The sequence below is a fragment of the Methanobrevibacter sp. TLL-48-HuF1 genome (assembly GCF_023617305.1).
Taxonomy (GTDB): Archaea; Methanobacteriota; Methanobacteria; order Methanobacteriales; family Methanobacteriaceae; genus Methanocatella; species Methanocatella intestini.
The window spans coordinates 1,200,638-1,226,740 of sequence record NZ_CP081485.1 but is presented as its reverse complement, the minus strand read 5'-3'; the positions used below and the strand labels follow the sequence as shown (position 1 = coordinate 1,226,740).

Sequence of the window (26,103 nt, the reverse complement as noted above, 5' to 3'; positions counted from 1 at the left end):
TAAAACAGCCAAATTTTAAAAAAAAAGTAAATAAATGATATATTTATCCAATATATCTTAAATCATCACTACTGCTAGCATTAGCTTTGTTAATTATGTCTTGTTCCATTTGTTGAGCTTTAGCTAACATTTCTTTAGTTTCTTCAGCTCTTTCTTCTAATTTATCAGTACCAATTTCAAAATTAAGCAAAATAGCTAATTTATTTAAAATAGCTTCAGCTGACTGTGCATCAATGAAATAACCCGGAGTCTGACCCATTAAGCAAATACCATTCATTTCCTGACGAAGACCTAAACCTAAAAACAATCCAGAAGCTCCTACAATTCCGCCATCATTAGATCTGATTTCAACTTCTGCATCTTTTAAAAGTTCAATGTTTTCTTCATTAGTAGCTGCTCCAAAAACTTTAGATTCTTCAACAGGTTGGCCAGTAGCCATTCCACCTAATGTGAATATTTTACTAGCTCCCTTATCCTTAACAAAGTTTAATATATCTTGACATACGCAGTATTGACCTTCTGGAGATAAAGCCTGAGTGTTTCCAACAAGAATAATAATATCCAAATTGTCTTCCCCAACATTTTTAACATAATACAATTCATTAATCATGTTTTCAATTAAACCTTCTTCTCCAACAAAAACTTGCGGAGGAAAACTTGGAGAATAAATTTCTGCAAATTTAGTAGCATTAAATTCATCAATCATGTGATCTGCAGCTAATTTACCTACATGACCAATACCAGGCAATGCTTCTATAAAAATAGGATTATTTAATTCAACATCCTCTAAAACAGTAATTTGTGTGATTTCCATCTAATCATCCTTTTTATTCATAGCATCTTTTTTTAATATGCGACGATACTTTCCGTATTTATCCTCAATAGAAAATTTAGGAGGATAAATAACTTTAAGCTCCCCGCCACATTGAGGGCAAGCATCCTCCATTGTATAAATCTTACAATCAGGACATTTATTCATTTTCATATTCATAAAAATCTAGCTATCCAACTCTCTTAAGAAAGAACCATTTCCTTCAGAAGCTTCAACTATTTCAATACATCTATCAGCTGCTGCTTTAAGAGCTTTTTCAGCTAAAATGTAATCAGTAGATTTTACAGTTATCCTATATCTTGGTGCACCAACACATTGAACCTTAATTTCTTCCTCTTCGTCCCCATTATCTTCAGCTGCTTTAAGAGCTTCAATAATGATATCAACACCATCCGGGACAAAAGTTTCAATATCAACATAACCACTGATATGAACTTCAGGAGGAGTAATATTTTTACTAGCTATTTCAGTTATAGCATCAGCCCACTCTTGAGATATACCTTCATCAGTAAGAGATTTTGCACCATCATCAGCTGCTGTTTCAAAAGCACCGTAAACATCACCGAAAATATCCATTAATTCATAACCTACTTCCTCATAAGCATCATTTAAAGATTTGTCTAATGATTTAGCAGATAATTCCAAGAATTTTTCAGCTTTTTGTTCAATTTTCCAATGCTGGATTTTTTTAGTTCTTTGATCTTCCCTAATTCTTTTTAAAGAAGCATCCACATGCCCTTTTTTAGGATTTACCCTAAGAACACGACAAACTATTTTTTGATTTTCTCTTACATGGTCTCTGATATTTTTTACCCAACCAGAAGATACCTCAGAAATGTGAATAAAAGCTTCTTTACCATGGTATTCCTCTAATTTTGCGAAAGCCCCATAATTAAGAACTTTATAAACAGTACCAATAATAAGTTCTCCTTCGTCAGGCCATTCTTGATTTTTCCTCACCATATAATCACCAAAAATAAAATAAAAATTTAAAAAAAAATAGAAAAAATAATAAGCTAGATTAAAAAATTTCGATTGAATCTAGTTTAAAACTTTATCAATATGTGCCATAATTTTAGCTTTAGCACCACGAGATTTGACAAGTGTTTTACCACAAATGATACATTTTACATCTGATGCAGCACGATCAAAGATGATTTGTTCATTGTCACAATCTAAACATTTTACTTTTAAAAAGTTTCCTCTACCTTTACTAACCATGTTAACCACCTTATTTAGCTACAAATTCTGCTTTACCAGTTCTGAATGATTTTTTAATTTGGGATTTTCCACATTCTTTACATTTAAGTCTTAAATCTAATTTTTTAACTGGTTTGTTTCCAGCAGGTAAAGGCCTTGGATAACCTCTATATCCAGCAGTTACACGTCTGAATTGTCTTTGTCCCCATTTTAACTCACTAGCTTTTCTTTTTTTTGCAGTATGTACTTCGTGCATTGTGTGTTTTTTACAATGTGGACAGTAAGTTCTTTTTTCTTTTGGTATTTTCATATTTCCACCATTAAATTTTACACTAAAAAGTGTCCGATTAATTAAATTATTATAAATCTATATGAGAATTTTATCTAGTCTGAAAAATATCAAAGATCTAGAGGATTAAAACTGTATTGTAACATACTCCGTTTACACAAAGCAGAAATCCAAATTATATAAAAAAATATAATTTCTTATTATCACAAATAGATACGGTTTGTATTTATATTCTTTACAATATTTAAAGGTTTAGATTTTAACAAAACGAGCTTTATGATTTTTAACAAAAATTTTAGCATTGATTTTAGGTAAAACCACTAAATCCTGAGGTCTGAACGGACCATAAACCTTTTCATCAACTCCAACAATAGAATCAACATCATCAAATACAAGCATTGTAACCAGTTCTGAATCTTTAGCTATTTTTCTAGATTCCAAGTCAACAAATTCATCATTATCTCTTGCTAACTCAGATATATCATCTTCAACTTTAGCGGGTTTAATATTTGACTTTTGAATTTGTTTTTCGATTGGCTCTGGCTTTTCATCAGTGATTACTTTCGCTTTGGAAATTTCATCAATTCTATTTAAAACTGCATCATCCCGGGAACTTTTAACTTCATCATCCAAAGTATTGACCGGAGGTTTTGGGGTTTCTTTAACAGGAACATCAGTTTCACTTGGAGTATCATCATCAGAAGATAATTTTTCAAGTGAAATGCTTTTTCTATGATTTGTTAAAGTATCAATTAAAGAAAAGTAAAATTTTTCTTCTTCAGGAGTTAAATTAAGAGGTGTTGTGTCAATTAAATCAAATTGTGGCTTACCTGCAAATAAATGGTAAGACCTGTGAATATTAACAACAGCCGCATCAGTAATTTTGTGTTCGCGCCTTTCACAAATCTCAGTAGCTATTCTTTGAGTATCTTTTAGCAAGTACTGTTCTGCAGCAAATGGATCATTACCTATATGGGTCCTTAACTCATCTAAATACTTATGAATATCTTTATAAAAGGAGTCTTCTACACGAGCTAATGTACCGTTACTACGCTCTTTTTTTTGAATTTTACGCAATTGTTGAAAGAATTGATCCACTTAATACCATCTCTGATGAGTTTAATATAAAAATAAAAAAAAGTTTATAGATGAAAAATTATTCATCTGATTCTAATCTTGGAGCAAGTAAGAAACTAAGTTTACCATCACCAGTAACCATATTAAGAGTTAATTTTAATGGCATGTCAGTACCTAAACCGATTTCAGCTTCTTCAGAGAATTTGTCTGCTTTAAGCATTTCTCTAATTTTGTCCAATGAGAATAAAGATTTTTCTTGAGTGGTGATATTTTCACCATGAAGATATTTAATACTTGCATCACCAAATTCACCATCAGCAGATGCTCTAAAGTAGTCTTCATCAACTTGAAGAGCTATTTTATCTGAGAAAATATCAATATCATTAATTGCATCTTTTAAGATTCCAAAGTGAACTTTGAAAGCTGCAGGATGCTCAAGTTCTGGTGGAGTAGGATTATCATATTCAATATCAATTAATCTTATTTTGAAAGTTCTTGTAGCATCCCCTTCAAAAGTAATTATAAAATTACCTTCATCTAAAGACATGATAACTCTATCTTGAGATTTTGCACGTTTAAGAACACTCATGAATTCCCCAGTATCAATATTAATCTTTTCAGGAACATCACAAACATATTCATCAAATAAACTTGCTTTTAATTCTAAATGTACGAATGTTATATGACTACGGTCTAAGGCATCTAACCTCATACCTTCACTATCAGTTTGAATTTGTACTTCATCAACAATAGATGAAATAGCATCAAAACTTGTTTTTAATATACTAGAATCACTTAATTCCGCTTTGAACATATATAATCCTCTAATAAGAATTTATTAATTATTAATTAGATATTTATATTTTTATCTTTATTACTTATAAAACATTAGGTCAGTATTTAAAAAATTTTAGTAAAGGACTATTAAATAGATCATTTTAATCTATTAACCATAACCTCATGTGCTTTAAGTTCAATTTCATCATTTAACTCTTCAATTGAATCAACATCATATTTATTCTTCATAGCATTAAATATCAAATAATCCGCAATGTGAGGATTTTTTGGTAAAAACGGTCCGTGCAAATATGTTCCTATGAAGTTTTTATAAATCATCCCTTCATTATTATCCTCATCATTATTTCCATGTCCGGATATAACCTTGCCTAAGCTTTTATAATTATGAAATGTCCTTCCACCATGATTTTCAAAACCAACCACTTCTTTCGGTTCTAAACCAAGGTTATTTTCTATTAAAATATCCCCAATCAATCTGTCCTGCTGACTTGTTGTTTTAATATCAAATATTTCAAGACAGGAAACATTGTCTCCGTTAACATCACAATATTCATTGCCGAACATCTGATAACTTCCGCAGATAGTTAATATTACTCCATCGTTTTCAATATAATTTTCTAAATCCTGTCTTTGCTTCAATAAATCATTGGAAACAATGCTTTGAGTTCTGTCAGAACCTCCGCCAATTAAAATCAAGTCAATATCATCATAATCAAAATCCATGTCATGATTTACAGAATAGCTTTTCTGATTAAATTTAATGCCTCTCCATTCACATCTTTTTTTAATGCATTTTAGATTACCTATGTCCCCGTAGATATTCAGAATATCAGAATACATATCAACAACATTTAATTCAAAACTCATGCTTTTTCCCCTTTAAGTTTCATAAGTACTTTTCTAGCTTCAGGCATTGCTGTAAATGTTCCGATAATATATGCCTTATCATTTTCAGCTACAATTTCCTCTACACATTCAGCAACGTCACTTTGATCTTTTGAGTGGTAAATTTCAATTTTAGAGGTTGGGAAATCAACATATTTTAATCTTAAAGCTACTTCTTCAGCTCTTGTTCCAACACAGTAAAATTTATCAATATTTGGAGTATTAGCTATTTCTTTAAAATATGCATCCCAAATCCAGGAAATATCTTTACTGTCAGGCCCATAATCGTTTAAAATAAACATGAAGGATTTTTTATCTTCATCAAATTTTATAGTTGAGAAAACTTCACTTAAACCGACAGGATTTTTAGATAAAACCAAAACAACATCACAGCCATTTACAGCTATCCTTTCCATTCTTCCACGTTTATATTCAAAGTTTTCAATTTGAGATTTAATTACATTATAACTGAAACCGTTTTCCCTTGCAAGAGCAATAGCTGCAAGAGCATTAGAAACATTGTAAATTCCAAGCAGATTTAAGTTGATTTGAGCTGATTCTTTTTTATCTTTAACTGTGAAATTATAACTTCCGTTTTTGAAAGTCACATCATCAATTACATAATCCGCTTCATGGTTTTTGGCTCCGCATTTAGAACATGAAAATTTACCATGATTTCCATAATTGATATATTCATAATCCAGTTTATTTCCACAGACAGGACAGAATACAGATTCTTCAACATTAATACCATTTTTACTGAATGGATTTTTCTTTAAGCTATAGTACACTTTTGGCTGATTGGAATCCTGAAAATAAAGAGAAATTGGACTGTCTGCATCTAAAATAAGTGTGGAATTATGTCTTTTACTTGATTTTTGAACTAATTTAATTGTGTTTTCCACTTCCCCATATCTGTCTAACTGATCTCTAAAAAAATTTGTTATAATTATATAATCACTTGGCAGATATCGGGTAACATTAGGCATAGACCCCTCATCTACTTCAAATATTCCCCAGTCATAATGGCTTTGATGGTTTTGAATAAAAGAGCTGGTAACTCCTGTAATCATGTTGGAACCATTTAAATTAGATACAATATCATAATCTTTACCTTCAAAAATGTGATTTGCCAAATTGTTTGTAGTTGTTTTCCCGTTTGTTCCCGTAATAAGTGCTACTTTATCACATTTTTTTGCAAAATCCTTTAAAATATCTGGTTTAACAGCAAGGGCTATTTTTCCAGTTAAAGATGTTCCTTTTCTGCCTGCCTTTTGAACAACTTTATTTCCAATCATACCCGCCAATACTGCTATTTTTGACCTCATTTCTAATCACAACTAGGATAAGTTATTATTTAATATGCTTTATTTTAAGAGCATTTAAATTATTCTCTAAATTTATACATTAATAAGATATTTTATTTATATTTTTGCTAAAAAAGGAGATGTAAAATCCATCTTGAATAAAAACAATTATTCATTGAACTAACCAAACACCCGTCACTAACCATTCCAATATTAATGTAACTCCAATACAAATACCATTTGCAGCAGTACAATAATTCCAATAATTTTCAAATTCTGTCAAATCCGAAGGAACTATTTTATTCCATAAATCAATGCATAATGACATTGAAAATAAAATAAATGCAATTATTGTTACAATTATCAAAGTAGTTATTGGTATAGGATTAGTTCCATTAAAACTATTAGCAAAACATGCTCCAACTGAAGCACATCCACAGATTACTCCTCCTTCAACTGACAATATATTGATAAATTTTCGTAATTATTACTGGGTCTGGATCTTCTTCAAATGTAGGTTCAGACATTTTCCAGTATTTTTTTCTTCAGAGGAATATGAACGTTACTGTATAAATCATGGAAAAAGCTATGCAAAATCCAAGCAATATTGCTTTTATTGTTATAAAAAAGATTAAAAATGATGAAGAAACACTAATTCCCCTTATTAAGTTTTCTAATACATATCCATCAAATGAAAATTTGTCTGATCTGATTTTATCGTATACATTATTACTATTTGTCTATTTTTTTAGGAATATTTTAAATATAAATTCTGGTATCCAAAAACTGATTCCTATTATAAATATTGGGATAAAAAATTCATAATCCTGTTTAAAAGTCATCATAGCTGAAAGAAAAAGGTAAAAAATGTTACAAAAATAATTTGAAATATAAACTTTTTAATTTTATTTTACCTACACTAAAAATACTTATTTGATTAAATATATAAAAAATTAAATTAAAAATGAATATATCTTATTTAATGAACTATAAAATTTTACAACCAAATAATTAATAGTTAAAGATTTAACAGTTGATTCTAAATAAGTGTAATCTCCTATGTAGTTCTAGTTATTTTATTAAACAATACCAATTTTAGACTAGCAAAATACAAAATTAGACAGAAAACACAAAAATAAATAAACCTATAAAATTTTATAGACTCAAAAAAGGAAAAAATATTATATTTTCCCTTATTTTATTCATTGCAGGCTTTTTTCATAGCTGAGACATATTCTTTTAGAGGTTCTGTTGCATTTTCACCATACTCTTCAATAATTTTTACAATAGCACTTCCTACAATGACCCCGTCAGCTATTTTTCCAATATTGGAAGCCTGTTGAGGTGTGTTAATACCAAAACCAACAGCTAAGGGCAAGTTACTGACTGCACGAATATCAGCTAAAATAGATTCTAAGTCTGTTTTTATTTCACTGCGCATCCCAGTAACACCTAAAGAAGAAACAACATAAATAAAACCTGTTGCATCACCGGCTATTTTTTGAATTCTTTCTTTTGAAGTTGGAGCTATTAAAGAAATAACATCTACCCCATTAGCTAATGCAATGTCTTTAATTTCACCTTTTTCCTCATAAGGCAGGTCAGGTGAGATAATTCCATCAATTCCAAGTTCACCGCATTTTTTAAAGAATTTTTCATAACCATAGAAGAAAACCGGATTGATATAAGTTAGAAATACTAATGGAATATCTGTTTTTTGGCGAACTTTCCGGACTATTTCAAATACATCATCAGTTGTTGTATTATGACTTAATGCCCTTATATTTGCATCCTGAATTACGACTCCTTCAGCCATCGGATCTGAAAATGGAATTCCAATTTCTATTAAATCACAGCCTGCTTCCTCCATAGCTAAAATGTATTCTATGGTTTTTTCGACTGTCGGATCACCTGCAGTTAAAAATCCTATAAATGCCTTACCGTCATTAAATGCATTTGCTATTTTACTCATATAACTCAACTCCCCTATATCTTGCAATTGATGCAACATCCTTGTCTCCCCTTCCTGAAAGACATATCATAATAATTTCATCTTTATCCATTTTTGGAGCTATTTTCATTGCGTGTGCTACTGCATGAGCACTTTCAATAGCCGGAATGATTCCTTCCATTTTTGACAAATATTCAAAAGCATTCACTGCTTCTTCATCTGTAACCGGCACATATTCTGCTCTTCCAATATCTCTTAAATGTGCATGTTCAGGACCTACTCCAGGATAATCAAGACCTGCTGAAACAGAATAAACTTCAGATATCTGCCCATATTCTCCCTGATTAAATATAGATTTCATCCCATGAAATATTCCGATTTGTCCGTTAGTCAAAGCTGCTGCATTATATGGAGTATCCACTCCTTTTCCTCCTGCTTCACATCCGATTAATTTAACATCCTTATCATCTATGAAGTTGTAAAATGCACCCATAGCATTACTTCCACCACCAACACACGCTAAAACTGCATCAGGAAGTTTTCCTTCTTTTTCCAAGAACTGTTTACGGGCTTCAGCACTTATTACTGCCTGGAAGTCTCTAACCATCATTGGAAATGGATGAGGACCCATTGTTGAACCTATTACATAATTTGTATCATGAACTCTTCCAATCCAGTCTCTAAAAGCATCGTTAACTGCATCTTTTAAGGTTTTTGTTCCTGATTTTACCGGATGAACTTTTGCTCCAAGCAGTTCCATCCTATAAACATTTAAAGCCTGACGTTTGGTGTCTAATTCACCCATGTACACTTCACATTCCATATCCAGAAGTGCTGCTGCTGTTGCTGTAGCTACTCCATGCTGACCTGCTCCAGTTTCAGCTATTACTCTTGTTTTTCCCATTTTTTTAGCCAGTAAAACCTGACCAAGGACATTGTTGATTTTATGAGCTCCTGTGTGATTTAAATCTTCACGCTTTAAATAAATTTTAGCTCCTCCCAAATCTTCAGTCATTCTTTTTGCATAGTATAACAAAGAAGGTCTGCCAGCATATTCTTTTAAAAGTGTATTTAATTCTTCTACAAATTCCGAATCATTCATATAATGATAATACTGTTCTTCCAAGTAAATTAATTCATTCATTAAAGTTTCGGAGATATACTGTCCGCCGTATTCCCCATATCTTCCATTATTCATATTTTTAGCCTCCATGACTTTTTTTATTTTATATTCATCTTTAAATCCGTCAGTTTCAACACCACTGCTTAAATCAATTGCATATGGCCTAACTTCCCCAATAGCTTGAGTGATATTTTCACTGTTTAACCCGCCTGCCAGAAAGAATTCCTTTTTTAAGTTTTTTCTAATCAGCCGCCAGTCAAAGGTTTTGTCTGATCCTTTTCCACTGTCAAGCAACAAATAATCAGCTAATGAATCATCATACTCAGAAAAATCTGTATTTTCAGATACTTCAATAGCTTTAATAATCTTTAATTTGTAATCTGTTTTTTCTTTAAGAGTTTTAATATACTCTTTGTTTTCCATCCCATGAAGCTGTGCAATATCAATTGTACCGTCACTGCATAATTTCAGGATTTCACTAATGTCTGCATCTACAAAAACGCCAACACTTTGAATATCTTCGCAGAGTTTTGCTTTCATTTGTTTTGCAAGATTATAATCTACTTTCCTTTTACTTTCAGCAAATACAAATCCTACATAATCCGGTTTGTATTTGTTTGCAAACTCTATATCCTCCAATCGTTTAAGTCCGCAGATTTTGATTTTAACCATTCTTAAACTCCTGAATCATTGCCTTCTTATCTGGTGATTTCATTAAAGTTTCGCCTATCAAAACTGCATCAACATTATTTTCTTTTAATCTGGCAACATCTTCTTTTGTTTTAATACCACTTTCAGAAATAAATAGGATATCTTCCTCTACACATCTATGTAGGCGAATACTGTTTTCAATATCTACACTAAAATCTTTTAAATTTCTATTATTTACACCAATAATATCTGCACCTGCATCAATCGCCCTTTTAATTTCATTTTCATCATGAGCTTCAACAATAGCAGACATTCCCAAAACACGAGTTATAGTCAGATACTGTTCCAATTGCTCATCAGATAAAATAGATACAATAAGCAATACTGCAGATGCTCCAAGTAACTTGGCTTCATAAATCATGTACTCGTCAACAACAAAATCCTTCCTAAGTACTGGAATTTTAACATTTTTAACTATTTCATTTAAATAATCATCAGAACCCTGAAAAAAGTAAGGTTCTGTTAAAACTGAAATAGCTGATGCTCCTGCAGCTTCATATTCTTTTGCAATATTTACATAATCAAAATCTTCAGCTATTAAACCTTTAGATGGAGATGCTTTTTTAACTTCAGCAATAATGCTGATATCATCACTGCCTAGGGCTTTTTTAAAAGGATAATTGAAATAAACATCAAGATCGAATATTTTATATTTGAGTTTATCTAATGAATTAACCTTTTTAGCTTCAGACACCCTTTCTTTTGTTTTTTCAACTATTTTATCTAACATAAAATCAACTGTTTGTGTATTCAATAAATTTCTCAAGCTGTTTTTTAGCTCTACCAGAATCAATAATTTCACTGGCTAATCTAACACCATCAGCTATAGAGTCTGCTTTTCCAGCTACATACAAAGCAGCAGCAGAGTTTAAAACAACTGCATTTCTTTTTGGTCCTTTTTGGCCATTTAAAATAGACAATGTAATTTCTGCATTTTCCCTAGGGTTTCCACCTACAAGATCTTCTTTAGAACATCTCTCCATTCCAAAGTCTTCAGGAGCTATTTCATAACATTTTAACTCTCCATCTTTAAGTTCGCAGATGGATGTTTTATCACTAACTGAAATTTCATCCAGTCCGTCCTGACCGTGTACTGACAATGCAGATTTAACTCCCAGATTTTTAAGGACTTCACAAAGAGGTTTTACAAGTGATTCGTCATAAACTCCCAAAACCTGCATTGCAGCGCCTGCAGGATTTGTCAGAGGTCCTAAAACATTGAATATTGTTCTTATAGATAATTCTTTTCTGACTCCAGCTACAAATTTCATAGCTAAATGATAATTTTGAGCAAATAAGAAGCATAAATTAATCTCTTTTAATATTTCCAGACTTTTTTCTGGCTCAATATAAATATTAACACCTAAAGCTTCTAAAACATCAGCTGCACCACACTTACTTGACGCTGATCTGTTTCCATGTTTAGCTACCGGAACTCCCGCTGCAGAAATTACAATTGAAGATGTTGTTGATATATTGAAACTGTTAGACCCGTCTCCACCGGTTCCAACTATTTCCAGGACTTCTTCATCATTTAACAGTTTTACACAGTGTGCTCTCATAGCTTTTGCAGAAGCTGTAATTTCTTCAATTGTTTCACCCTTCATTGATAAAGCTGTCAGGTAAGCACTCATCTGAACTTCACTAGCTTCCCCAGACATTATTTCATCCATTGTATTATAAGCTTCATCAGCATTTAAATCATTTCCGCTTATGACTTTTAAAATAGCTTCTTTAATCATTTAATTATCCTCCCTAATTATTTTGTTTATGAAATTTTCAATTATTGTAATTCCATCAGGAGTCAATATTGATTCCGGATGAAACTGAAGACCATAAATATCGTATTTTTCATGTTTAACGGCCATTATTTCTCCATTATCTGCTGTTTTGGAAATTATTCTTAAATCTTTAGGCAGTGTAGTTTCAACCAAACTTAAAGAATGATATCTTCCAACAGTAATTTCATCATTTAAACCTTTAAAAATTGGGTCTTTATTTAATTTAGCTATTGATGATTTTCCATGCATTAATTTACTTGCATAAGATATTTTACCTCCAAATGCCACACATATTGCCTGATGACCAAGACAAACTCCTAAAATTGGTATTTTATCATGGAATTTTTTAACAGTGTCGACACAGATTCCCGCATCTTCCGGCCTTCCAGGACCAGGAGATAAAATAATAGCTTCAGGATTTAAATCTTCAATTTCGTCAGGGGTGATTTTGTCATTTCTATAAACTTCAATATCATCATTTACCTGTCCGATTAATTGATACAAGTTATATGAAAAGCTATCATAGTTATCTATTAATAAAATCATAAAATTCCCCCATCAGCTATTTTTAAAGCATCAATAACTGCCGCCGCCTTGTTTAAACATTCATCAAATTCATTATCTGGAACACTGTCAGCTACAATTCCTGCACCTGATCTTATGAAAACTTTATTGTTACGTGCAAAAGCTATTCTAATTGATATACAGGTATCTACATTACCGCTTAAATCAATATATCCAATAGCTCCACCATAAATTCCCCTTTTATTATTTTCAAGTTCATTAATAATTTCACAAGCCCTTATTTTTGGAGCTCCGGACAGTGTTCCTGCAGGAAGTATTGAATCAATAGCTGCAAGTGAATCCAAATCTTTTCTTAAAGTTCCAGATACTGTTGAACCAATATGCATTACATGAGAAAATCTCTCAATTGACAGGTATTTATCAACACTGACAGAACCCATTTCAGATATTTTTCCAATGTCGTTACGTCCCAGATCTACAAGCATATTATGTTCAGCCAGTTCTTTTTCATCACTTAACAACTCTTTTTCAAGAGCCAAATCTTCTTTTTCGGTTTTTCCTCTTGGCCTTGTTCCAGCTAGTGGAAATGTATATAATTTTCTATTGTTTAATTTAACTAAAGTTTCAGGTGAAGCTCCTGCTATTTCAATATCATCACTTGAAAAATAAAACATGTAAGGTGAAGGATTTGTAGTTCTTAAAACCCTGTAAGTATCAAACAGGCTTCCGGAAATGTCTGCTTCAATTCTGTTTGACAGTACAACCTGAAAAATATCTCCTTCTTTAATATACTCTTTAGCCTTATCTACCATTTGACAATATTTTTCACGTGAAAACACCGGTTTGAAATCTGATTTTAAAGTTAATGGTTCAATTTTTGCTTTTTTGCCTGTTTTAATTAATTTGGCTATTTTTTTCAAATCATCACAGGCTTTTTTATAATTTTTATCCAAATTGTCTGTTTTCATATTTGCAATTAAAACAATTTTCTGTCTGAAATTATCAAATGCAACAACCTTATCAAATAACATTAAATCAATATCTTTAAACTGATCCTGATTTTCAGCATCAAGGTTTAAGGAAGGTTCTGCATATTTAATATAATCATAAGCAAAATATCCTACAAAACCACCGGTAAACGGAGGTAAATCAGGTAATTTTGGAGATTTGTTTTGTCTAACCAAATCTTTAATAACTTCACCAGGATCATCTGTTTCGATAATTATCTTATCCTCATCAGTTAATTTGGAGCTGTCTTCAAATTCGCTGTCTCCTTTAATTTGAACCCGTCCATTTTGACAGGTAAATTCTAAAAGTGGATCAAAACCTAAAAAACTGTATCTTCCCCATTTTTGTGAATCTTCAACACTTTCCAGCATATAACAATGTTTACTAATTTCTTTTAAAATCCTTAATACTTCTATTGGAGTAGCTATATCAGAGTACATTTCATAAGCTACCGGAATTCGTTTATATTCGTTATTTTTTGCAATTTCTTTTACTTCATCCAAACTTGGGGAAAACATTTTAATCACTATAATATACTTAGAATAATGTACTATTTAAATCCTTGTTGTACTTTTTTGTACATTATAATTTATTTGAAAAAAAATTATAATTTGTTTTGTTCCCTACTAAAATTAATGACAATCTTTTTAATTTGCCTGCTTTCCAAATAAGGAAGATTTTCAGTAAGTTCTTTTTCCAAACTACGATTCAATTCCATTCTTTTTTGAACATACTCCTCGCCATCATACTGGCTAGAATATTGTTTATTTAAATTAGAATATTTAGTTATTAAAGGTTGAATAACCCTTTCAATATCATCATCTAACCTGTCATTAATTATTTTTTGCTTTTTAACATCAGACAAATAACCTATTAAAGCTATAAGGAATCCGAAAACAACAACAGTCAGTGCAGCAACCATATACTTATAAGAGTCAAAAAACATTACACATAAAGATACTCCTGCAATAACTACTGCAAGGCCCACCATTTTAATATTCATAGTAAAAACACCTAATTATATAATTAATTTTCAGCATATATAAAGTATTATTTCTTATCTAAAAATTTCCATTCAATCTTTAAAGAGTTCAATATTAAATATAAAGATAGAATAGCTAAAATAGTAATTGTAATCATTACCAAATCATTGTTAAAAAGTATTGCATCTCTATCCAAATAAAATAAAGATTCTGCAAAGAAATTATTCATAATATGTGCAAATACAGGAACAAGAATGTTGTCTGTTTTAATATACAAAATACACATACACAATCCAAATACAAATGCTGAAATCATACTTCCATATCCATGAAGAACTCCGAAACATAATGAAGATACCAAAATAGCCATATTAACTGGAACAACTAATTTCAGCCTGTTTAAAATAATTCCTCTGAAAATTATTTCTTCAGAAATTGGAGAGATTAAAATAGTTCCAATTAAGCCTCCAATAAAAGCTATGCTTTTCAGACTTGGAATTAAGCTAAAACTTAAAAGACTCCCTATATTTAAGGTGTTAGCTAAGTACAACATCCCATATGAAAAAAATACATTTACAATAACTATTAAAAATACATATCTAAATTTAATTTTAGAAAAAATATTTACATCAGTTTCAGCTGCATATTTTCTGGATTTAATAAGAATATAAGCAACAATAACTAGGTACATCCATTCCATATCTACATTAAAACCGTAAAACCCAGCTACCAGATATATTAAGTAAAAACACAAAATTATAATTAATAATTCAATCAAAGTAGTCTGTTTAATTGCCTTATTTAATGATGGCATAATAACAAAGCCCTAAATAAAAAAAAGAGGTGAAAAATCACCTAATATTATAAAGTAGACCTTGACAACGGCTTTGGAATATCTGTAAGTAAGGCATTGCAATAAATGTTATTACAAAGTTAATGATTAAAGTTGATACAACACCAGCTACAGTAGCTACACCCATTACTGGAACTGCAGAAACAGTAGCAACCCCTAAAACCATTAAAACTGCTAAAACTATACTAACAACAACACAAATAATTACACTGACAAGTATTACCATTCCAATATATGTTGTAAAGCATCTTGTCCACCCAATGGACTTAGCAATATTTGTTATTTCTTTTACATCAAATGCCGCTTTCATTGATCCGTCATTTGTAGCCATATGAGAAATAGCTAAAAATGAATACAATGCAAATACTAATAAAATAACAATCCCTACTATAAACCCAACAATACTTAAAGAAAGATTATTAGCTTGGCCACAGCCCCATAGAATACCCAAAAATACAAGGATTGGAATAATCAAATAACCTAAATACACAACAAAACATTTAATTCCTTCAACTAGCATCAAAGTCCAGTTTTCGAATTCAGGAAGTTCATCATCACCATTAATCATTCCTTCAGTAGCTATTTTAATAATTCTATAATTATAACCTAAAATGAAGAACATAGGAATGACTAAAAAACCAAATAAGTAAAACACTCCTAAAATCAAGAGATTTTTTACATTTTTAGAAGCATATTCAAAGGAATCTTTATAAATATCTAATATCATCTCTCACTCACCATCATCAATGATGAAAACATCCTCAATGTTTTCTTTATCTAAAATCTTAGTTATTCTAAAGGCTAAAAGTAAAGAAGGATTATATCTAGCATTTTCCAAGGCATTTATTGTTTGTCTTGTGACACCAGTTAAATCTGCCAATTTTTGTTGACTTAATCCTTTTTCATTACGAAATTCTTTAATTTTAGTTTCCAAAAAATCACCTAAGTTTTTTTATACTTAGTAAAAAATAATTTACTAATATATATTCATATCATATATTATAAACTTAACCACCACCACTCATCAAAAAAGATTTAATTAAGAATAGTATAAAATACTAAAAAAATCAATATATTAATATTATTAAATAAAACTGAGATGATATAAAATGGCTATACATCCAATAGAATACAGATATGGTACTCCTGAAATGAAATCCATTTGGGAAACTGAAAACAAATTACAGAGAAAATTAGATGTAGAATCTGCTCTAGCTCAGGCAGAAGGAAAACTTGGCATAATTCCTCAAGAAGTAGCAGATGAAATAGCAGCTAAAGCTAATACCAAATATGTTAAATTAGAAAGAGTAGATGAAATTGAAGCTCAAACTAAACATGACATAGCTGCATTAGTTAAAGCTATTGGAGAAGTCTGTGATAATGATGCTGGAGAATATGTCCACTTCGGAGCTACTTCAAATGATGTTGTAGACAGCTCCAATTCTTTACTTTTAAATGATTCAATTGAAGTTTTAAAAGAAAAAGTAGAAAAATTAACTAAAATAATGCTTGATTTAACTAAAGAAAATATCGATAAAGTCTGCATTGGCCGTACCCATGGTCAGCATGCACTTCCAACTACCTACGGTATGAAATTCGGTATTTGGGCTGATGAACTTCACAGACAATATGAAAGATTGGAAAATGCTCAAAAAAATGTTTGTGTATCTATGATGGATGGTGCAGTTGGTACTACAGCAGCTCTTGGTGAAGACGGATGGAAAATCCATAAAGAAGTAGCTAATATCTTAGGATTACCTGCAGCTACAATTACCAATCAGGTTGTTCAAAGAGACAATCATGTGGAATTCATTTCAACATTAGCTAATATTGCAAGTACTTTAGATAAAATAGCTCTAGAAATCAGAAGCCTCCAAAGAACTGAACTCATGGAACTTGGTGAATACTTTGATCCTGAAAAACAGGTGGGAAGCAGTACAATGCCACATAAAATGAACCCAATTACAGCAGAACGTATTTGTGGTATTGCAAGAATTGTAAAATCATTTGTAAATGCAGCACTTGACAACAACCCTCTCTGGCATGAAAGAGACTTAACCAATTCATCATGTGAAAGAATAATGTTTCCAGAAAGCTGTATTTTAACTGATTACATCCTCAATTTAACTATTAAATTAATGAGCAATTTAGTATTCTACGACGAGAATATTGAAAGAAATTTAAACTTAACTAACGGATTAATTATGGCTGAAAGATTAATGGCAGAACTTACAAGAAGCGGAATGGGAAAACAAACTGCATATGGAATCGTAAGGAGAAATGCTATTAAAGCTAATAAAGAAGGCGGTCTTTTAGGAGAACTTATTTTAGAAGAAGAAGATGTCCAAAAATACCTAACACCTGAAGATGTTGAAAAAATTATGAATCCTCATACATATATCGGTTCATCTAAAACCATTATTAATGAATTACTTGAACAATCTAAAGAATGGTTTAAATAGAACATAGACATAATAAGTAAAATGAGGTGAAAAATACATGAGTGATGTAAAAATTTTAAAATCTATTGATATAACATCATACACAATTATGGGAACTGGGATTGGAGTATTATTCTCAGTTTTAGCCTCCATAATTCTTTTAGTAGCTATAGGTATATTAAATGCTCAAAGCATTGGAATAGTGGCTTATATCATCCCAACACTAATTGTTGGAACTATAATGTGTTCTATATATAATAGATTTGCAGAAGGATATCTCTACAACTGGTTAACAAAAAGGATGAATCCAATTACTTTTGAATTAAAAGACGGCAAAGAAATTACTAAAATTTCAACTGTGCCAACTGCACTTATTGCATCAATTATAACAACAATTCTTGTTATTTTACTTTGTGCAGTGTCTATATTCATTGTTCCAATTATACTATCATCAATAGTTCAAACTTTAATGTTTAGTGGACAAACTGTAATGGCATTTGCACTTTACCAAGTTGCAGCAGTTATAATGCAGCCATCAGTTATTGCAATGATTATAGTCGGATCATTTATTATAACTTTTGTATTTACATTAATTGCAACTTACATCTATAATTTGCTTGGAAGTAAAGGCAAAGGAATTGTCCTAGACTTATCTAAAGATAGTGAAATGACTTCTCTAAATTCCATTAACCCACTTAGTTTAGTTATTGTATTAACAGTAATCAGCTTAGTATTCAACATTATTTTAGCTATCATTTCATTAGTTAGTGGCGGAGATGCTTACCAAGCATTAGGCAATATTGTTGGCGGATTAATAAACGGAGTTATAGGTGGCGGTCTTTTAGCTATATTCTATAATTTCTTAGCTACAAAACTTGGAAAATTAAAAATAGAGTTAATTGACAATTAAATCAATTAACTTTTTGTTTCTTTTTTTATTGCAGGAACATATCCTTTAAGAGCAAGTGACAAGGATATAACTGTTACTGAACTTAATGCCATTGCAAGAGCAGACCATTCCGGCATAAACATTATTCCAAAGCCGGCATACAGCACACCAGCTGCAAGTGGAATTAATATAACATTATATGCAAATGCCCAGAATAAATTTTCTTTAATTCTAGTCATTACTTTTTTAGAAAACTGCACAGCAGCAACCACATTTTCCAAATCTCCTTCCATTACAACAATATCCCCACTTTCCATAGCAATATCTGTTCCATTACCCATAGCTACACCAATATTAGCCTGAGTAAGTGCCGGCGCATCATTAATACCATCTCCAACAAATAAAACTGTTTTATCTTCTTTTTGAAGGTTTTTAACAATGTCTAATTTGTTTTCAGGCAAAACTCCTGCTTTTACATTATCAATACCCACTTGGCTAGCTACATTTAATGCAGTTTTCTTGTTATCTCCTGTAAGCATATATGTTTCAATGCCCATTTTGTGCAATTCTTCAATAGTTCTTTTAGAATTAGCTTTAATTTTATCAGATAAGCTTAAAATACCTTTAACTGCACCATCAATAGCTACAAAAATTATAGTTTTGCTAAGATTTTCTAAATTCTCGTATTCTTCCAGAACACATTGAGGAATTTCAATATTCTGAGACTCCAAAAGCTTTTTATTTCCTGCTAAAACATCTTTATCATCAACTTGAGCTTTTAAACCTTTTCCCGTTATGGTTTCAAATGATGAAGTTTGATTAAGTTCCAGATTCATGTCATTTGCTTTTCTGACAATTGCCTTAGCTATAGGGTGGTTTGAATTTTTCTCTACACTGGCTGCAAGTTCAACTAGTTCATTTTCACTGATTCCATAGCAGATAATATCATCCACTTCCGGCTGACCTTCAGTTATGGTTCCTGTTTTATCAAATGCTGCTACATCAATTTTACCTGCATTTTCCAGAGTATCGCCATTTTTAATCAGAATACCAAATTCTGCAGCTCTGCCAACACCTACAGTTACTGCTGTCGGAGTAGCTAAACCTAATGCACATGGACAGGCTACAACTAAAATTGAAATTAAAGTTGTAAGTGCAAACAACAAAGTAGAGTCAAATACAAAGTACCACAACATGAATACAACGACAGCTATTGTTAAAATTGTTGGTATGAAATAACTAACTGCAGTATTAGCTAGTTTTTGAACTGGAGGTCTGGAACTTTGAGCTTTTTCAACCAAACGAATAATATTTGACAATACAGTTTCACTACCAATCTTTTTAGCTTTAATATGTAAAACGCCCTCCTGATTAATAGTACCTGCAAATACTTCTTCACCATCTCTTTTAGCTTTAGGAATTGGTTCACCATTAATCATTGATTCATCAACATAAGAATGACCACCAATTACTTCACCATCTACAGGTATTTTATCTCCAGGACGAACAAGTAAAGTATCATCAATTTGAATTTCTTTAATATCCACCTCTTTTTGAGATACTATATTTCCAGCATCGTCAAGTTCTATTAAAGTAGCTGCTGTTGGCTGAAGACCAATAAGTTCACGAATTGAATCAGAAGTTTTCTTTTTAGCTCTTGCTTCAAGATACCTACCAATAAGTAAAAATGATGGAAGCATAATAGCTGTTTCATAAAACATGAATGAATGATCAAGAACAATGTTAAATGTTCCAAGAATACTTGAAAGATATGCAACAGTTATACCCATTGAATACATTACATCCATATTTAAATTCTTATGAACAAGACCGTTGAACCCTGCTTTAAGTGTAGGTAACGATACATAAAGAAATGGGATAATACTTATGATTAAAGAAATTATTCCCATAGATAATCCAAATGGATGCCAATGAATATACATTAAAGCCATTAAAACAGCTGATGCTGCAAAACCAACTATAATCCTATTTCTTTTATCCTTCAAATCATTTTTATAAATTTCATCTTCATTTATTTCAAGTTGCCCTTCAATTCCAAGTACTTCAAATCCTAAAGAGTTTATAACTTCCTCCATGTCTTTAACAGTTGCTTTTGTTTTATCATAATTGATACGTGCTGTTTGTGAAGTTAAATCTGCCTTAACATCAAAAATGCCATCCAAACGTATTAAAAAGTTTTCAACATTCATGACACAAGAAGCACAATGCATCCCATTAAGTTTAAGAGTAACTTCATCAGTGTGAAGTTCAAATCCCAAATTTTTAACCAATCTTTCAATTTCATCAAAGGGAAGCTTTTTTGGATTGACAGTTAAATGCAGTTTATTTGAAGCTAAATCTGCATCTACTGATTCCACTCCTTCAACTTTTTCAAAAGTTTTATTTAAACTTAAAACACAAGAAGCACAATGCATTCCTTCAATAGGCAAATCCATTTCTTTAAGTTTTGCCATTATATCACAACCTAATTTTAAATAAATTATTTTTAGTTAAAAGTAATAATCACACATATATAAATTATATGCTTCTTTAATAAAAATTTATGCATGCCTAAATAAAGTTTAAAAAAAGAAAATTAAATGTCTTTAACAAGACATCCGTCCTGAATAACTTTTAGAATATTGTCGTTATCAGCTAAAATACTTACATCATCTAAAGGATTACCATTGACTAAAATTAAATCAGCTATTTTATTTTCACTAACTGAACCTAATGAATCTTCTTTACAAATGAACTCTGCAGCTTTTATTGTTCCACTAGCTATAGCTTCATCATTACTCATTCCAACATCTGTTAAATGAATTAATTCTTCCAGATTATGTCCATGGGCAATTACTCCACTATCTGTTCCCATTAATAAATCCACTCCTTCCCCATAAGCTACAGCTATATTTTCTTTGTGAACTTTAACTATTTCTTTTAATTTGGCTGTTTTTTCAGCTGCATAATTATCCCATGCAGGAAATCCGCTATGATATAAAAAATCATGAACCAACATTGTTGGAACTAATTTTACATTATTTTCAGCCATTTTACGAGATGTTTTTTTATCAATGAATGTTCCATGCTCTATAGAATCAAATCCCACATCTATACAGTTATTAATCCCTTTTAAACTGTGGCAGTGAGCTGAAACCTTTAAATCATTAACATGAGCTTCATCAACTATTGTTTTAAGTTCTTCAACATTGAACTGAGGATAATCTGGAGACGTGTTTGTTGTTAAGACTCCCCCACTAGCCATGACTTTAATAAAGTCTGCTCCTGCTCTTTTTATTTCACGGGTCTTTTTTAGAACTTCCAGAGACCCATCACATCTTCCCTTAGGAAATCCAGGATAAACTATTTCCATGTCAAAACCTGATGGTAAAAATAAATCAAAGTGTCCTCCTGTTGATACTAAAGGAGTGACTGATATTTCCATTTTAGGAGCTATAAATAAACCTTTTTTTTGAGCTATTTTAACTCCGATATCTGCAGGACCACAGTCTTTAATTGTTGTAACACCTGCATCAACTGTCTGTTTTCCATGTTTAATTGCATTGTAAAAATGTAGTGCTAAAGGATTTGCCATGTTTTCTTCTTTGTGAAAGCCATTAGCCATAATATGTGCATGACAATCAATAAACCCCGGCATCAGATAATTATCCTGTCCGTCAATGATTTTAACATTGTCTTTAACAGACAGTTCCTTTCCAGATATTTGTTTAATGTGCTTATCTTCAATTAAAACATTGCATGAAGTTTGAATTTCTTCATTTGGATTTAAAATATTTACATTTTTAATTAAAGTTTCCATAATAACCACATTATTTATAAAATAGCTATTTTACCATTGTCCCCATCAACTTCAACTAAAACACCATTTTTTAGTTTATCAGTGACTTCTGGAGAGTCAACCATTGGAATATCAGACATTATAGCTCCAGTAGCAATAATTGGTTCTGCATTTAAACATATGATGGCTTTAGGTGCAGTATTATTTTTTTTCATTTGAAATATAACATAAGATCCGACAGTTGAACCTTTTCCTCCGGGAATGAATAAAACTTTATCTTTAATGGATTGACCCTTAAGTTCATGATTTGGATCAATTACAATTCCAGTTTCGGGATCCACCCCACCTAAAAAACTAATTGGTTCGTTGCTTACTATTAATTCTCCACTATCCTTTCCTTTAGCAATATTTCTACAGTCAATCATAAAAATCACTTAAGCAATAATTCTTTGATATAATTTTATAAGAACTATTACTTAAAATTAAAGAGCATATTAAAATGAATTATATGAAAATTTCAAAACCAAAAAAACATGTGTAAATGATTTTAATGAATTTAATAAAAATTTAAAAGATGAAAAAGAGTTATAAATCTAGACAACATCTTTTTTCATGACTTCCCTTAAAACAGCCGTAGCATAAGAACCTTTATTTATTGAAAATTCAGTTAAAACCCCTTCATCTGTTGGAATAGCTGAAGCATCCCAAACTTGAATTCTCATAGACCTTCTTAAACCATGACTTCCTAAACGAGGCATTTTAGGAACTTCAAAATCTTCTTTAGTTAAATTATAGCTATTTAAAACTGATTTTTCCATTTCACCAACTTCACCATCGGCAAAAGGTACTTTAGTTCCATATAATGGAGAAGTAGGATTAGCTTCAAAATTATCTATTAATTTCTGATATTCTTCAGGAGTTTTATCACGAACAATTCTCTCTTCATTGTCAATAATAATATCTCCTTCAACATATCTGTTAATTCCCATAGCTACCCTTCTGCTAACGGCATCATTAAATAAATAAGACTGATATGCATGAACAAACATTCTCTGAAGAGGTTTTGGAAGTGCATATAATGCATTTTTATAAGCTTTATCATCTAATGGTCCTTTTTTAGCATCTTTAATAAGTTCACGAACCATCATTTTTTCATAACGCATTCCTTTACTCATAAATTCCAAAGATTCTTCTAAATTTCCATCATCATAAGCCTGTCTTGCCTTCTGATTTTCTTCATGTTCTTCACCTGTAGGATTTCCAATGTATCTTCTAACGGCTTCTTTTAAATCATTTTGAACTAAAGCTTCACCTACCAGGTGAGTGTTTGTTCTTGGTTTACCAAATCTTTGCCATCCAAAGTAATTAGGAACACCAGTAACTTCCAGTTCCTTTAAAATATTATTAGCTACTTCAGCACTTTTTTCAATATCATCAATATCCCGGATAAGAATTCTGAATTTATTTCCCTTTAGCTGTCCCATTCTAAGTTTTTTACGTCCACGAACAACTTTTAAAAAATCAGTTTTATAAATAGTTCCTTCCAAATCCTTAACTTGCCTAAACTGTTCTTCAGATTCCATATTAGATATACAAATCCATTGACGAGTACGGGCTTTTTTATCTTTCATTCCTGCAAAGCCCATTCTTTTTCTACTAATGTGCAAATCTCTTGCAATATCTAAAACAACATCTAAAGTAGTTCTACCTACTTTCTCAATCCAAATCCAAATATTAGGTCCTTCACCAGTTGGAGTCACTTCAGGGATTTCTTCAACATAAAAATCTTCATATTGATTCCTAATAGTTCCGCCAATTCCTTCTTCATCAGTTACATAAGTATTAGCATTTAACATTGTATCACGGAATTTAAAAAAATTATATAATGCCCCGACCGGGATTTGAACCCGGGGAATAGGATCCGCAGTCCTATGTGTTATCCAAACTACACCATCGGGGCGACATTAAAAATAGTTATCAGTCAATATTATGATTTTAATAGTATTTAAAAGCACTGTTTTATTTAAGAATTTTATTTGATTAAAAAGCTTTACAAAAAAACAAAATATAATTTATTGATTTAAACCCCTATTCTAATTTAAAAAAAATAATATTTCATTTATAAAAAAATAAAAACGAATCATTTTTTCAATGATTCTTTTAATTCACCTAAGGTAGCCATACCAATATCACAGGCATAAGAAATGTTATACAAACTAACATCCTTTATTATTAACTTTTTAGCTATTTCAAATTTTGTTTCCTTAATTCCTTTCCACATTCCTTTTCTAAACCCTTCTTCATATTTTTCCTTACCAAATTCCTCTACAGTAACCATATTAACACCTGATTTATAGATATGTTTTATTTTTAGCAATAATTTCTCTTTTAGCTATTTAAATCATCAATCTTGTTTCTCACAATAATTCAATAGTTCCAATCTTCCCACAGACACATCAGTTACTTGCGAAATTAACTCCAGAGGCAAACCCTCCTTCAATAAATTCTCAGCTATCTCCTGCCTAGCCTTCACAATTCCTCTTTTCTCACCTTTTTGTTCGCCTGCTTCATATTTTGACCGACCGAACTCTTCCATCAAACTCATATTACATCACTTTAGATAAATTATCCACATCATTATTTTCCATTATTACTAAACCGCTCCAATCTTTCTACAGACACATCAGTTACTTGCGAAATTAATTCCAAAGGCAACCCTTCTTTCAATAAATTCACAGCTATCTCCTGCCTCGTCTTCACAATTCCTCTCTTCTCACCTATATTTTTACCTTTCTTAATACCTCTCTTCTCACCTTTCTTAATACCTCTCTTCTCACCTTTTTGTTCGCCTGCTTCATATTTTGACTGACCGAACTCTTCCATTAATCTCATGTTATCACTTAATATGTTGCTTAATTTTTGTCGTGTTTCTCCATCTTCGATGAATTTGTCAACTAATATCCAAGTTAAAGTAAATACAAATTTTGAATTCTCTTTAATGGATTTTTTTAGCTTACTTAGTGTTTGCACTGTTTTTTCCAAATGTTGAGCTATTGTGCCATCAAGTGTCATTAATGGTGATAATGCAAGGTTTATTAATTCGTTCTGGTTTATTTTTTGGTTGTTTTTTATTTTAATTTCAATATTATTTATAATTTCGCCTGCATTGTAATCTTTTAAAGATATTACCAATATTTTAAAACTAGATACTGGATTTACTTTATAATCAATTACTTTAGTGTCTTCTACAGTACTAAATACTATAATATATATTGGTTTGTCTCCAAACCTAGCTCTATCTTTAATTGCAGTATAAATATTAAATCGCCGTTTATCATCCAAATAGATAGGTGTCGATTGAAATTCAAACATTAAAATCACATGATCCAATTCCATAATTAAATCTGCACGATAAGCCTTTAAATCTATTTCCATCAACTCAGTAGGATTAAAATTAACCATTTGAGTTAATAATTGTTTTGGATCAATATCTAACATCCTCAAAGGAATCATATTAATTAAACTAAAAGCATCACTTATTCCAAGCCCTTTAAAAAACTTATCGAAATGCTGAGTTGTCATAATTTTCACCTAAATAAAATCTAATTTGTAATAAGTAATATAACTTAAAACTTATTTAAAATTTTCTAT

At 31.0% G+C, this 26,103-nt stretch carries 29 protein-coding genes, 1 tRNA gene and 1 pseudogene; 2 read left to right on the top strand and 29 right to left on the bottom strand.

The window, feature by feature from the left end; genetic code table 11:
- Positions 1 to 43: 43 nt before the first annotated feature.
- The 21 genes and pseudogenes from K4897_RS05760 to K4897_RS05660 form a co-directional block, all read right to left on the bottom strand.
- Positions 44 to 814 carry a proteasome assembly chaperone family protein gene (locus tag K4897_RS05760; RefSeq protein ID WP_019266754.1) on the bottom strand — a complete coding sequence of 257 codons (771 nt, stop codon included), beginning with the start codon at positions 812 to 814 and terminating at the stop codon, positions 44 to 46.
- The gene (locus K4897_RS05755) at positions 815 to 991 is read right to left on the bottom strand and encodes an RNA-protein complex protein Nop10 (protein ID WP_019265018.1); all 177 of its coding nucleotides are present in this window, start codon (positions 989 to 991) and stop codon (positions 815 to 817) included.
- A 6-nt stretch (positions 992 to 997) separates the two neighbouring features.
- Positions 998 to 1,795: a translation initiation factor IF-2 subunit alpha gene (locus tag K4897_RS05750; RefSeq protein WP_019265019.1), complete on the bottom strand. Its 798-nt coding sequence runs from the start codon at positions 1,793 to 1,795 to the stop codon at positions 998 to 1,000.
- Positions 1,796 to 1,873: 78 nt separating this feature from the next.
- Positions 1,874 to 2,053 (bottom strand): 30S ribosomal protein S27e, encoded by a 180-nt coding sequence (locus K4897_RS05745; RefSeq protein WP_004032804.1) that lies wholly within the window; start codon positions 2,051 to 2,053, stop codon positions 1,874 to 1,876.
- A gap of 10 nt (positions 2,054 to 2,063) precedes the next feature.
- Positions 2,064 to 2,342: a 50S ribosomal protein L44e gene (locus K4897_RS05740; protein ID WP_004032803.1), complete on the bottom strand. Its 279-nt coding sequence runs from the start codon at positions 2,340 to 2,342 to the stop codon at positions 2,064 to 2,066.
- 231 nt (positions 2,343 to 2,573) lie between these two features.
- Positions 2,574 to 3,419 (bottom strand): hypothetical protein, encoded by an 846-nt coding sequence (locus tag K4897_RS05735; RefSeq protein ID WP_019266756.1) that lies wholly within the window; start codon positions 3,417 to 3,419, stop codon positions 2,574 to 2,576.
- A gap of 58 nt (positions 3,420 to 3,477) precedes the next feature.
- A complete protein-coding gene (gene pcn / locus K4897_RS05730; protein WP_019266757.1) occupies positions 3,478 to 4,212 on the bottom strand; it encodes a proliferating cell nuclear antigen (pcna) in 735 nt (244 codons plus the stop codon).
- 119 nt (positions 4,213 to 4,331) lie between these two features.
- Entirely contained in the window at positions 4,332 to 5,063 is a 732-nt protein-coding gene (locus K4897_RS05725; RefSeq protein ID WP_019266758.1) for a type 1 glutamine amidotransferase, read from the bottom strand.
- Positions 5,060 to 6,409, bottom strand: coding sequence for a MurT ligase domain-containing protein (locus K4897_RS05720; protein WP_019266759.1), 1,350 nt, complete (start codon positions 6,407 to 6,409; stop codon positions 5,060 to 5,062). Before K4897_RS05720 ends, K4897_RS05725 begins: the two co-directional genes overlap by 4 nt.
- A 151-nt stretch (positions 6,410 to 6,560) precedes the next feature.
- Positions 6,561 to 6,851 carry a hypothetical protein gene (locus K4897_RS05715; RefSeq protein ID WP_019266760.1) on the bottom strand — a complete coding sequence of 97 codons (291 nt, stop codon included), beginning with the start codon at positions 6,849 to 6,851 and terminating at the stop codon, positions 6,561 to 6,563.
- A 735-nt stretch (positions 6,852 to 7,586) separates the two neighbouring features.
- A complete protein-coding gene (trpA, locus tag K4897_RS05710; RefSeq protein ID WP_250415705.1) occupies positions 7,587 to 8,360 on the bottom strand; it encodes a tryptophan synthase subunit alpha in 774 nt (257 codons plus the stop codon).
- A complete protein-coding gene (trpB, locus tag K4897_RS05705) occupies positions 8,353 to 9,537 on the bottom strand; it encodes a tryptophan synthase subunit beta (RefSeq protein WP_250416955.1) in 1,185 nt (394 codons plus the stop codon). The genes trpA and trpB overlap by 8 nt, the downstream gene beginning before the upstream one ends.
- Positions 9,538 to 9,558: 21 nt before the next feature.
- A pseudogene (locus K4897_RS05700) lies at positions 9,559 to 10,134 on the bottom strand (tryptophan synthase subunit beta); the annotation flags it as partial.
- Positions 10,127 to 10,903 (bottom strand): indole-3-glycerol phosphate synthase TrpC, encoded by a 777-nt coding sequence (gene trpC / locus K4897_RS05695; RefSeq protein ID WP_250415704.1) that lies wholly within the window; start codon positions 10,901 to 10,903, stop codon positions 10,127 to 10,129. The pseudogene K4897_RS05700 and the gene trpC, both read right to left, overlap by 8 nt.
- Positions 10,904 to 10,907: 4 nt before the next feature.
- On the bottom strand, positions 10,908 to 11,915 hold the full coding sequence (gene trpD, locus K4897_RS05690) for an anthranilate phosphoribosyltransferase (protein WP_250415703.1): 1,008 nt from the start codon (positions 11,913 to 11,915) through the stop codon (positions 10,908 to 10,910).
- Entirely contained in the window at positions 11,916 to 12,500 is a 585-nt protein-coding gene (locus K4897_RS05685; protein WP_250415702.1) for an aminodeoxychorismate/anthranilate synthase component II, read from the bottom strand.
- On the bottom strand, positions 12,497 to 14,005 hold the full coding sequence (gene trpE / locus K4897_RS05680) for an anthranilate synthase component I (RefSeq protein WP_250416953.1): 1,509 nt from the start codon (positions 14,003 to 14,005) through the stop codon (positions 12,497 to 12,499). The genes K4897_RS05685 and trpE overlap by 4 nt, the downstream gene beginning before the upstream one ends.
- Positions 14,006 to 14,091: 86 nt before the next feature.
- On the bottom strand, positions 14,092 to 14,490 hold the full coding sequence (locus K4897_RS05675) for a hypothetical protein (protein ID WP_019266774.1): 399 nt from the start codon (positions 14,488 to 14,490) through the stop codon (positions 14,092 to 14,094).
- Between the two features lie 47 nt (positions 14,491 to 14,537).
- A complete protein-coding gene (locus K4897_RS05670) occupies positions 14,538 to 15,284 on the bottom strand; it encodes a CPBP family intramembrane glutamic endopeptidase (protein ID WP_019266775.1) in 747 nt (248 codons plus the stop codon).
- A gap of 37 nt (positions 15,285 to 15,321) precedes the next feature.
- A complete protein-coding gene (locus K4897_RS05665; protein ID WP_019265037.1) occupies positions 15,322 to 16,050 on the bottom strand; it encodes a DUF4013 domain-containing protein in 729 nt (242 codons plus the stop codon).
- A gap of 3 nt (positions 16,051 to 16,053) precedes the next feature.
- Positions 16,054 to 16,257, bottom strand: a complete 204-nt coding sequence (locus tag K4897_RS05660; protein ID WP_004032788.1) for a helix-turn-helix transcriptional regulator — start codon at positions 16,255 to 16,257, stop codon at positions 16,054 to 16,056.
- 175 nt (positions 16,258 to 16,432) lie between these two features.
- Between K4897_RS05660 and purB the strand changes: the two genes are divergently transcribed.
- Together purB and K4897_RS05650 are read left to right on the top strand one after the other, a co-directional pair.
- On the top strand, positions 16,433 to 17,785 hold the full coding sequence (purB, locus tag K4897_RS05655; protein ID WP_019267967.1) for an adenylosuccinate lyase: 1,353 nt from the start codon (positions 16,433 to 16,435) through the stop codon (positions 17,783 to 17,785).
- A gap of 37 nt (positions 17,786 to 17,822) precedes the next feature.
- The gene (locus K4897_RS05650) at positions 17,823 to 18,674 is read left to right on the top strand and encodes a hypothetical protein (RefSeq protein WP_019266778.1); all 852 of its coding nucleotides are present in this window, start codon (positions 17,823 to 17,825) and stop codon (positions 18,672 to 18,674) included.
- Between the two features lie 5 nt (positions 18,675 to 18,679).
- Here K4897_RS05650 and K4897_RS05645 read toward each other — a convergent pair whose 3' ends face one another.
- The 8 genes from K4897_RS05645 to K4897_RS05610 form a co-directional block, all read right to left on the bottom strand.
- Entirely contained in the window at positions 18,680 to 21,127 is a 2,448-nt protein-coding gene (locus K4897_RS05645; protein ID WP_250415701.1) for a heavy metal translocating P-type ATPase, read from the bottom strand.
- A gap of 122 nt (positions 21,128 to 21,249) precedes the next feature.
- Positions 21,250 to 22,473 (bottom strand): amidohydrolase family protein, encoded by a 1,224-nt coding sequence (locus tag K4897_RS05640; RefSeq protein ID WP_250415700.1) that lies wholly within the window; start codon positions 22,471 to 22,473, stop codon positions 21,250 to 21,252.
- A 14-nt stretch (positions 22,474 to 22,487) separates the two neighbouring features.
- Positions 22,488 to 22,877 (bottom strand): DUF126 domain-containing protein, encoded by a 390-nt coding sequence (locus K4897_RS05635; RefSeq protein WP_019265042.1) that lies wholly within the window; start codon positions 22,875 to 22,877, stop codon positions 22,488 to 22,490.
- A 168-nt stretch (positions 22,878 to 23,045) separates the two neighbouring features.
- On the bottom strand, positions 23,046 to 24,308 hold the full coding sequence (gene truD, locus K4897_RS05630) for a tRNA pseudouridine(13) synthase TruD (RefSeq protein ID WP_029143205.1): 1,263 nt from the start codon (positions 24,306 to 24,308) through the stop codon (positions 23,046 to 23,048).
- A 30-nt stretch (positions 24,309 to 24,338) separates the two neighbouring features.
- Positions 24,339 to 24,412 (bottom strand) — tRNA-Arg (locus K4897_RS05625).
- 180 nt (positions 24,413 to 24,592) lie between these two features.
- Positions 24,593 to 24,790 (bottom strand): hypothetical protein, encoded by a 198-nt coding sequence (locus K4897_RS05620; RefSeq protein ID WP_019265043.1) that lies wholly within the window; start codon positions 24,788 to 24,790, stop codon positions 24,593 to 24,595.
- 66 nt (positions 24,791 to 24,856) lie between these two features.
- Positions 24,857 to 25,057, bottom strand: a complete 201-nt coding sequence (locus K4897_RS05615) for a hypothetical protein (RefSeq protein WP_250415699.1) — start codon at positions 25,055 to 25,057, stop codon at positions 24,857 to 24,859.
- A 32-nt stretch (positions 25,058 to 25,089) separates the two neighbouring features.
- Entirely contained in the window at positions 25,090 to 26,034 is a 945-nt protein-coding gene (locus K4897_RS05610) for a hypothetical protein (protein ID WP_250415698.1), read from the bottom strand.
- Positions 26,035 to 26,103: the final 69 nt, after the last annotated feature.

What these genes read in the sequence shown, in the direction of transcription:
- K4897_RS05760 (WP_019266754.1), bottom strand. Translation starts at nt 814, where the DNA reads ATGGAAATCACACAAATTACTGTTTTAGAGGATGTTGAATTAAATAAT.
- K4897_RS05755 (WP_019265018.1), bottom strand. Translation starts at nt 991, where the DNA reads ATGAATATGAAAATGAATAAATGTCCTGATTGTAAGATTTATACAATG.
- K4897_RS05750 (WP_019265019.1), bottom strand. Translation starts at nt 1,795, where the DNA reads ATGGTGAGGAAAAATCAAGAATGGCCTGACGAAGGAGAACTTATTATT.
- K4897_RS05745 (WP_004032804.1), bottom strand. Translation starts at nt 2,053, where the DNA reads ATGGTTAGTAAAGGTAGAGGAAACTTTTTAAAAGTAAAATGTTTAGAT.
- K4897_RS05740 (WP_004032803.1), bottom strand. Translation starts at nt 2,342, where the DNA reads ATGAAAATACCAAAAGAAAAAAGAACTTACTGTCCACATTGTAAAAAA.
- pcn (WP_019266757.1), bottom strand. Translation starts at nt 4,212, where the DNA reads ATGTTCAAAGCGGAATTAAGTGATTCTAGTATATTAAAAACAAGTTTT.
- K4897_RS05725 (WP_019266758.1), bottom strand. Translation starts at nt 5,063, where the DNA reads ATGAGTTTTGAATTAAATGTTGTTGATATGTATTCTGATATTCTGAAT.
- K4897_RS05720 (WP_019266759.1), bottom strand. Translation starts at nt 6,409, where the DNA reads ATGAGGTCAAAAATAGCAGTATTGGCGGGTATGATTGGAAATAAAGTT.
- trpA (WP_250415705.1), bottom strand. Translation starts at nt 8,360, where the DNA reads ATGAGTAAAATAGCAAATGCATTTAATGACGGTAAGGCATTTATAGGA.
- trpB (WP_250416955.1), bottom strand. Translation starts at nt 9,537, where the DNA reads ATGAATAATGGAAGATATGGGGAATACGGCGGACAGTATATCTCCGAA.
- trpC (WP_250415704.1), bottom strand. Translation starts at nt 10,903, where the DNA reads ATGTTAGATAAAATAGTTGAAAAAACAAAAGAAAGGGTGTCTGAAGCT.
- trpD (WP_250415703.1), bottom strand. Translation starts at nt 11,915, where the DNA reads ATGATTAAAGAAGCTATTTTAAAAGTCATAAGCGGAAATGATTTAAAT.
- K4897_RS05685 (WP_250415702.1), bottom strand. Translation starts at nt 12,500, where the DNA reads ATGATTTTATTAATAGATAACTATGATAGCTTTTCATATAACTTGTAT.
- trpE (WP_250416953.1), bottom strand. Translation starts at nt 14,005, where the DNA reads ATGTTTTCCCCAAGTTTGGATGAAGTAAAAGAAATTGCAAAAAATAAC.
- K4897_RS05675 (WP_019266774.1), bottom strand. Translation starts at nt 14,490, where the DNA reads ATGAATATTAAAATGGTGGGCCTTGCAGTAGTTATTGCAGGAGTATCT.
- K4897_RS05670 (WP_019266775.1), bottom strand. Translation starts at nt 15,284, where the DNA reads ATGCCATCATTAAATAAGGCAATTAAACAGACTACTTTGATTGAATTA.
- K4897_RS05665 (WP_019265037.1), bottom strand. Translation starts at nt 16,050, where the DNA reads ATGATATTAGATATTTATAAAGATTCCTTTGAATATGCTTCTAAAAAT.
- purB (WP_019267967.1), top strand. Translation starts at nt 16,433, where the DNA reads ATGGCTATACATCCAATAGAATACAGATATGGTACTCCTGAAATGAAA.
- K4897_RS05650 (WP_019266778.1), top strand. Translation starts at nt 17,823, where the DNA reads ATGAGTGATGTAAAAATTTTAAAATCTATTGATATAACATCATACACA.
- K4897_RS05645 (WP_250415701.1), bottom strand. Translation starts at nt 21,127, where the DNA reads ATGGCAAAACTTAAAGAAATGGATTTGCCTATTGAAGGAATGCATTGT.
- K4897_RS05640 (WP_250415700.1), bottom strand. Translation starts at nt 22,473, where the DNA reads ATGGAAACTTTAATTAAAAATGTAAATATTTTAAATCCAAATGAAGAA.
- K4897_RS05635 (WP_019265042.1), bottom strand. Translation starts at nt 22,877, where the DNA reads ATGATTGACTGTAGAAATATTGCTAAAGGAAAGGATAGTGGAGAATTA.
- truD (WP_029143205.1), bottom strand. Translation starts at nt 24,308, where the DNA reads ATGTTAAATGCTAATACTTATGTAACTGATGAAGAAGGAATTGGCGGA.
- K4897_RS05620 (WP_019265043.1), bottom strand. Translation starts at nt 24,790, where the DNA reads ATGGTTACTGTAGAGGAATTTGGTAAGGAAAAATATGAAGAAGGGTTT.
- K4897_RS05615 (WP_250415699.1), bottom strand. Translation starts at nt 25,057, where the DNA reads ATGAGTTTGATGGAAGAGTTCGGTCGGTCAAAATATGAAGCAGGCGAA.
- K4897_RS05610 (WP_250415698.1), bottom strand. Translation starts at nt 26,034, where the DNA reads ATGACAACTCAGCATTTCGATAAGTTTTTTAAAGGGCTTGGAATAAGT.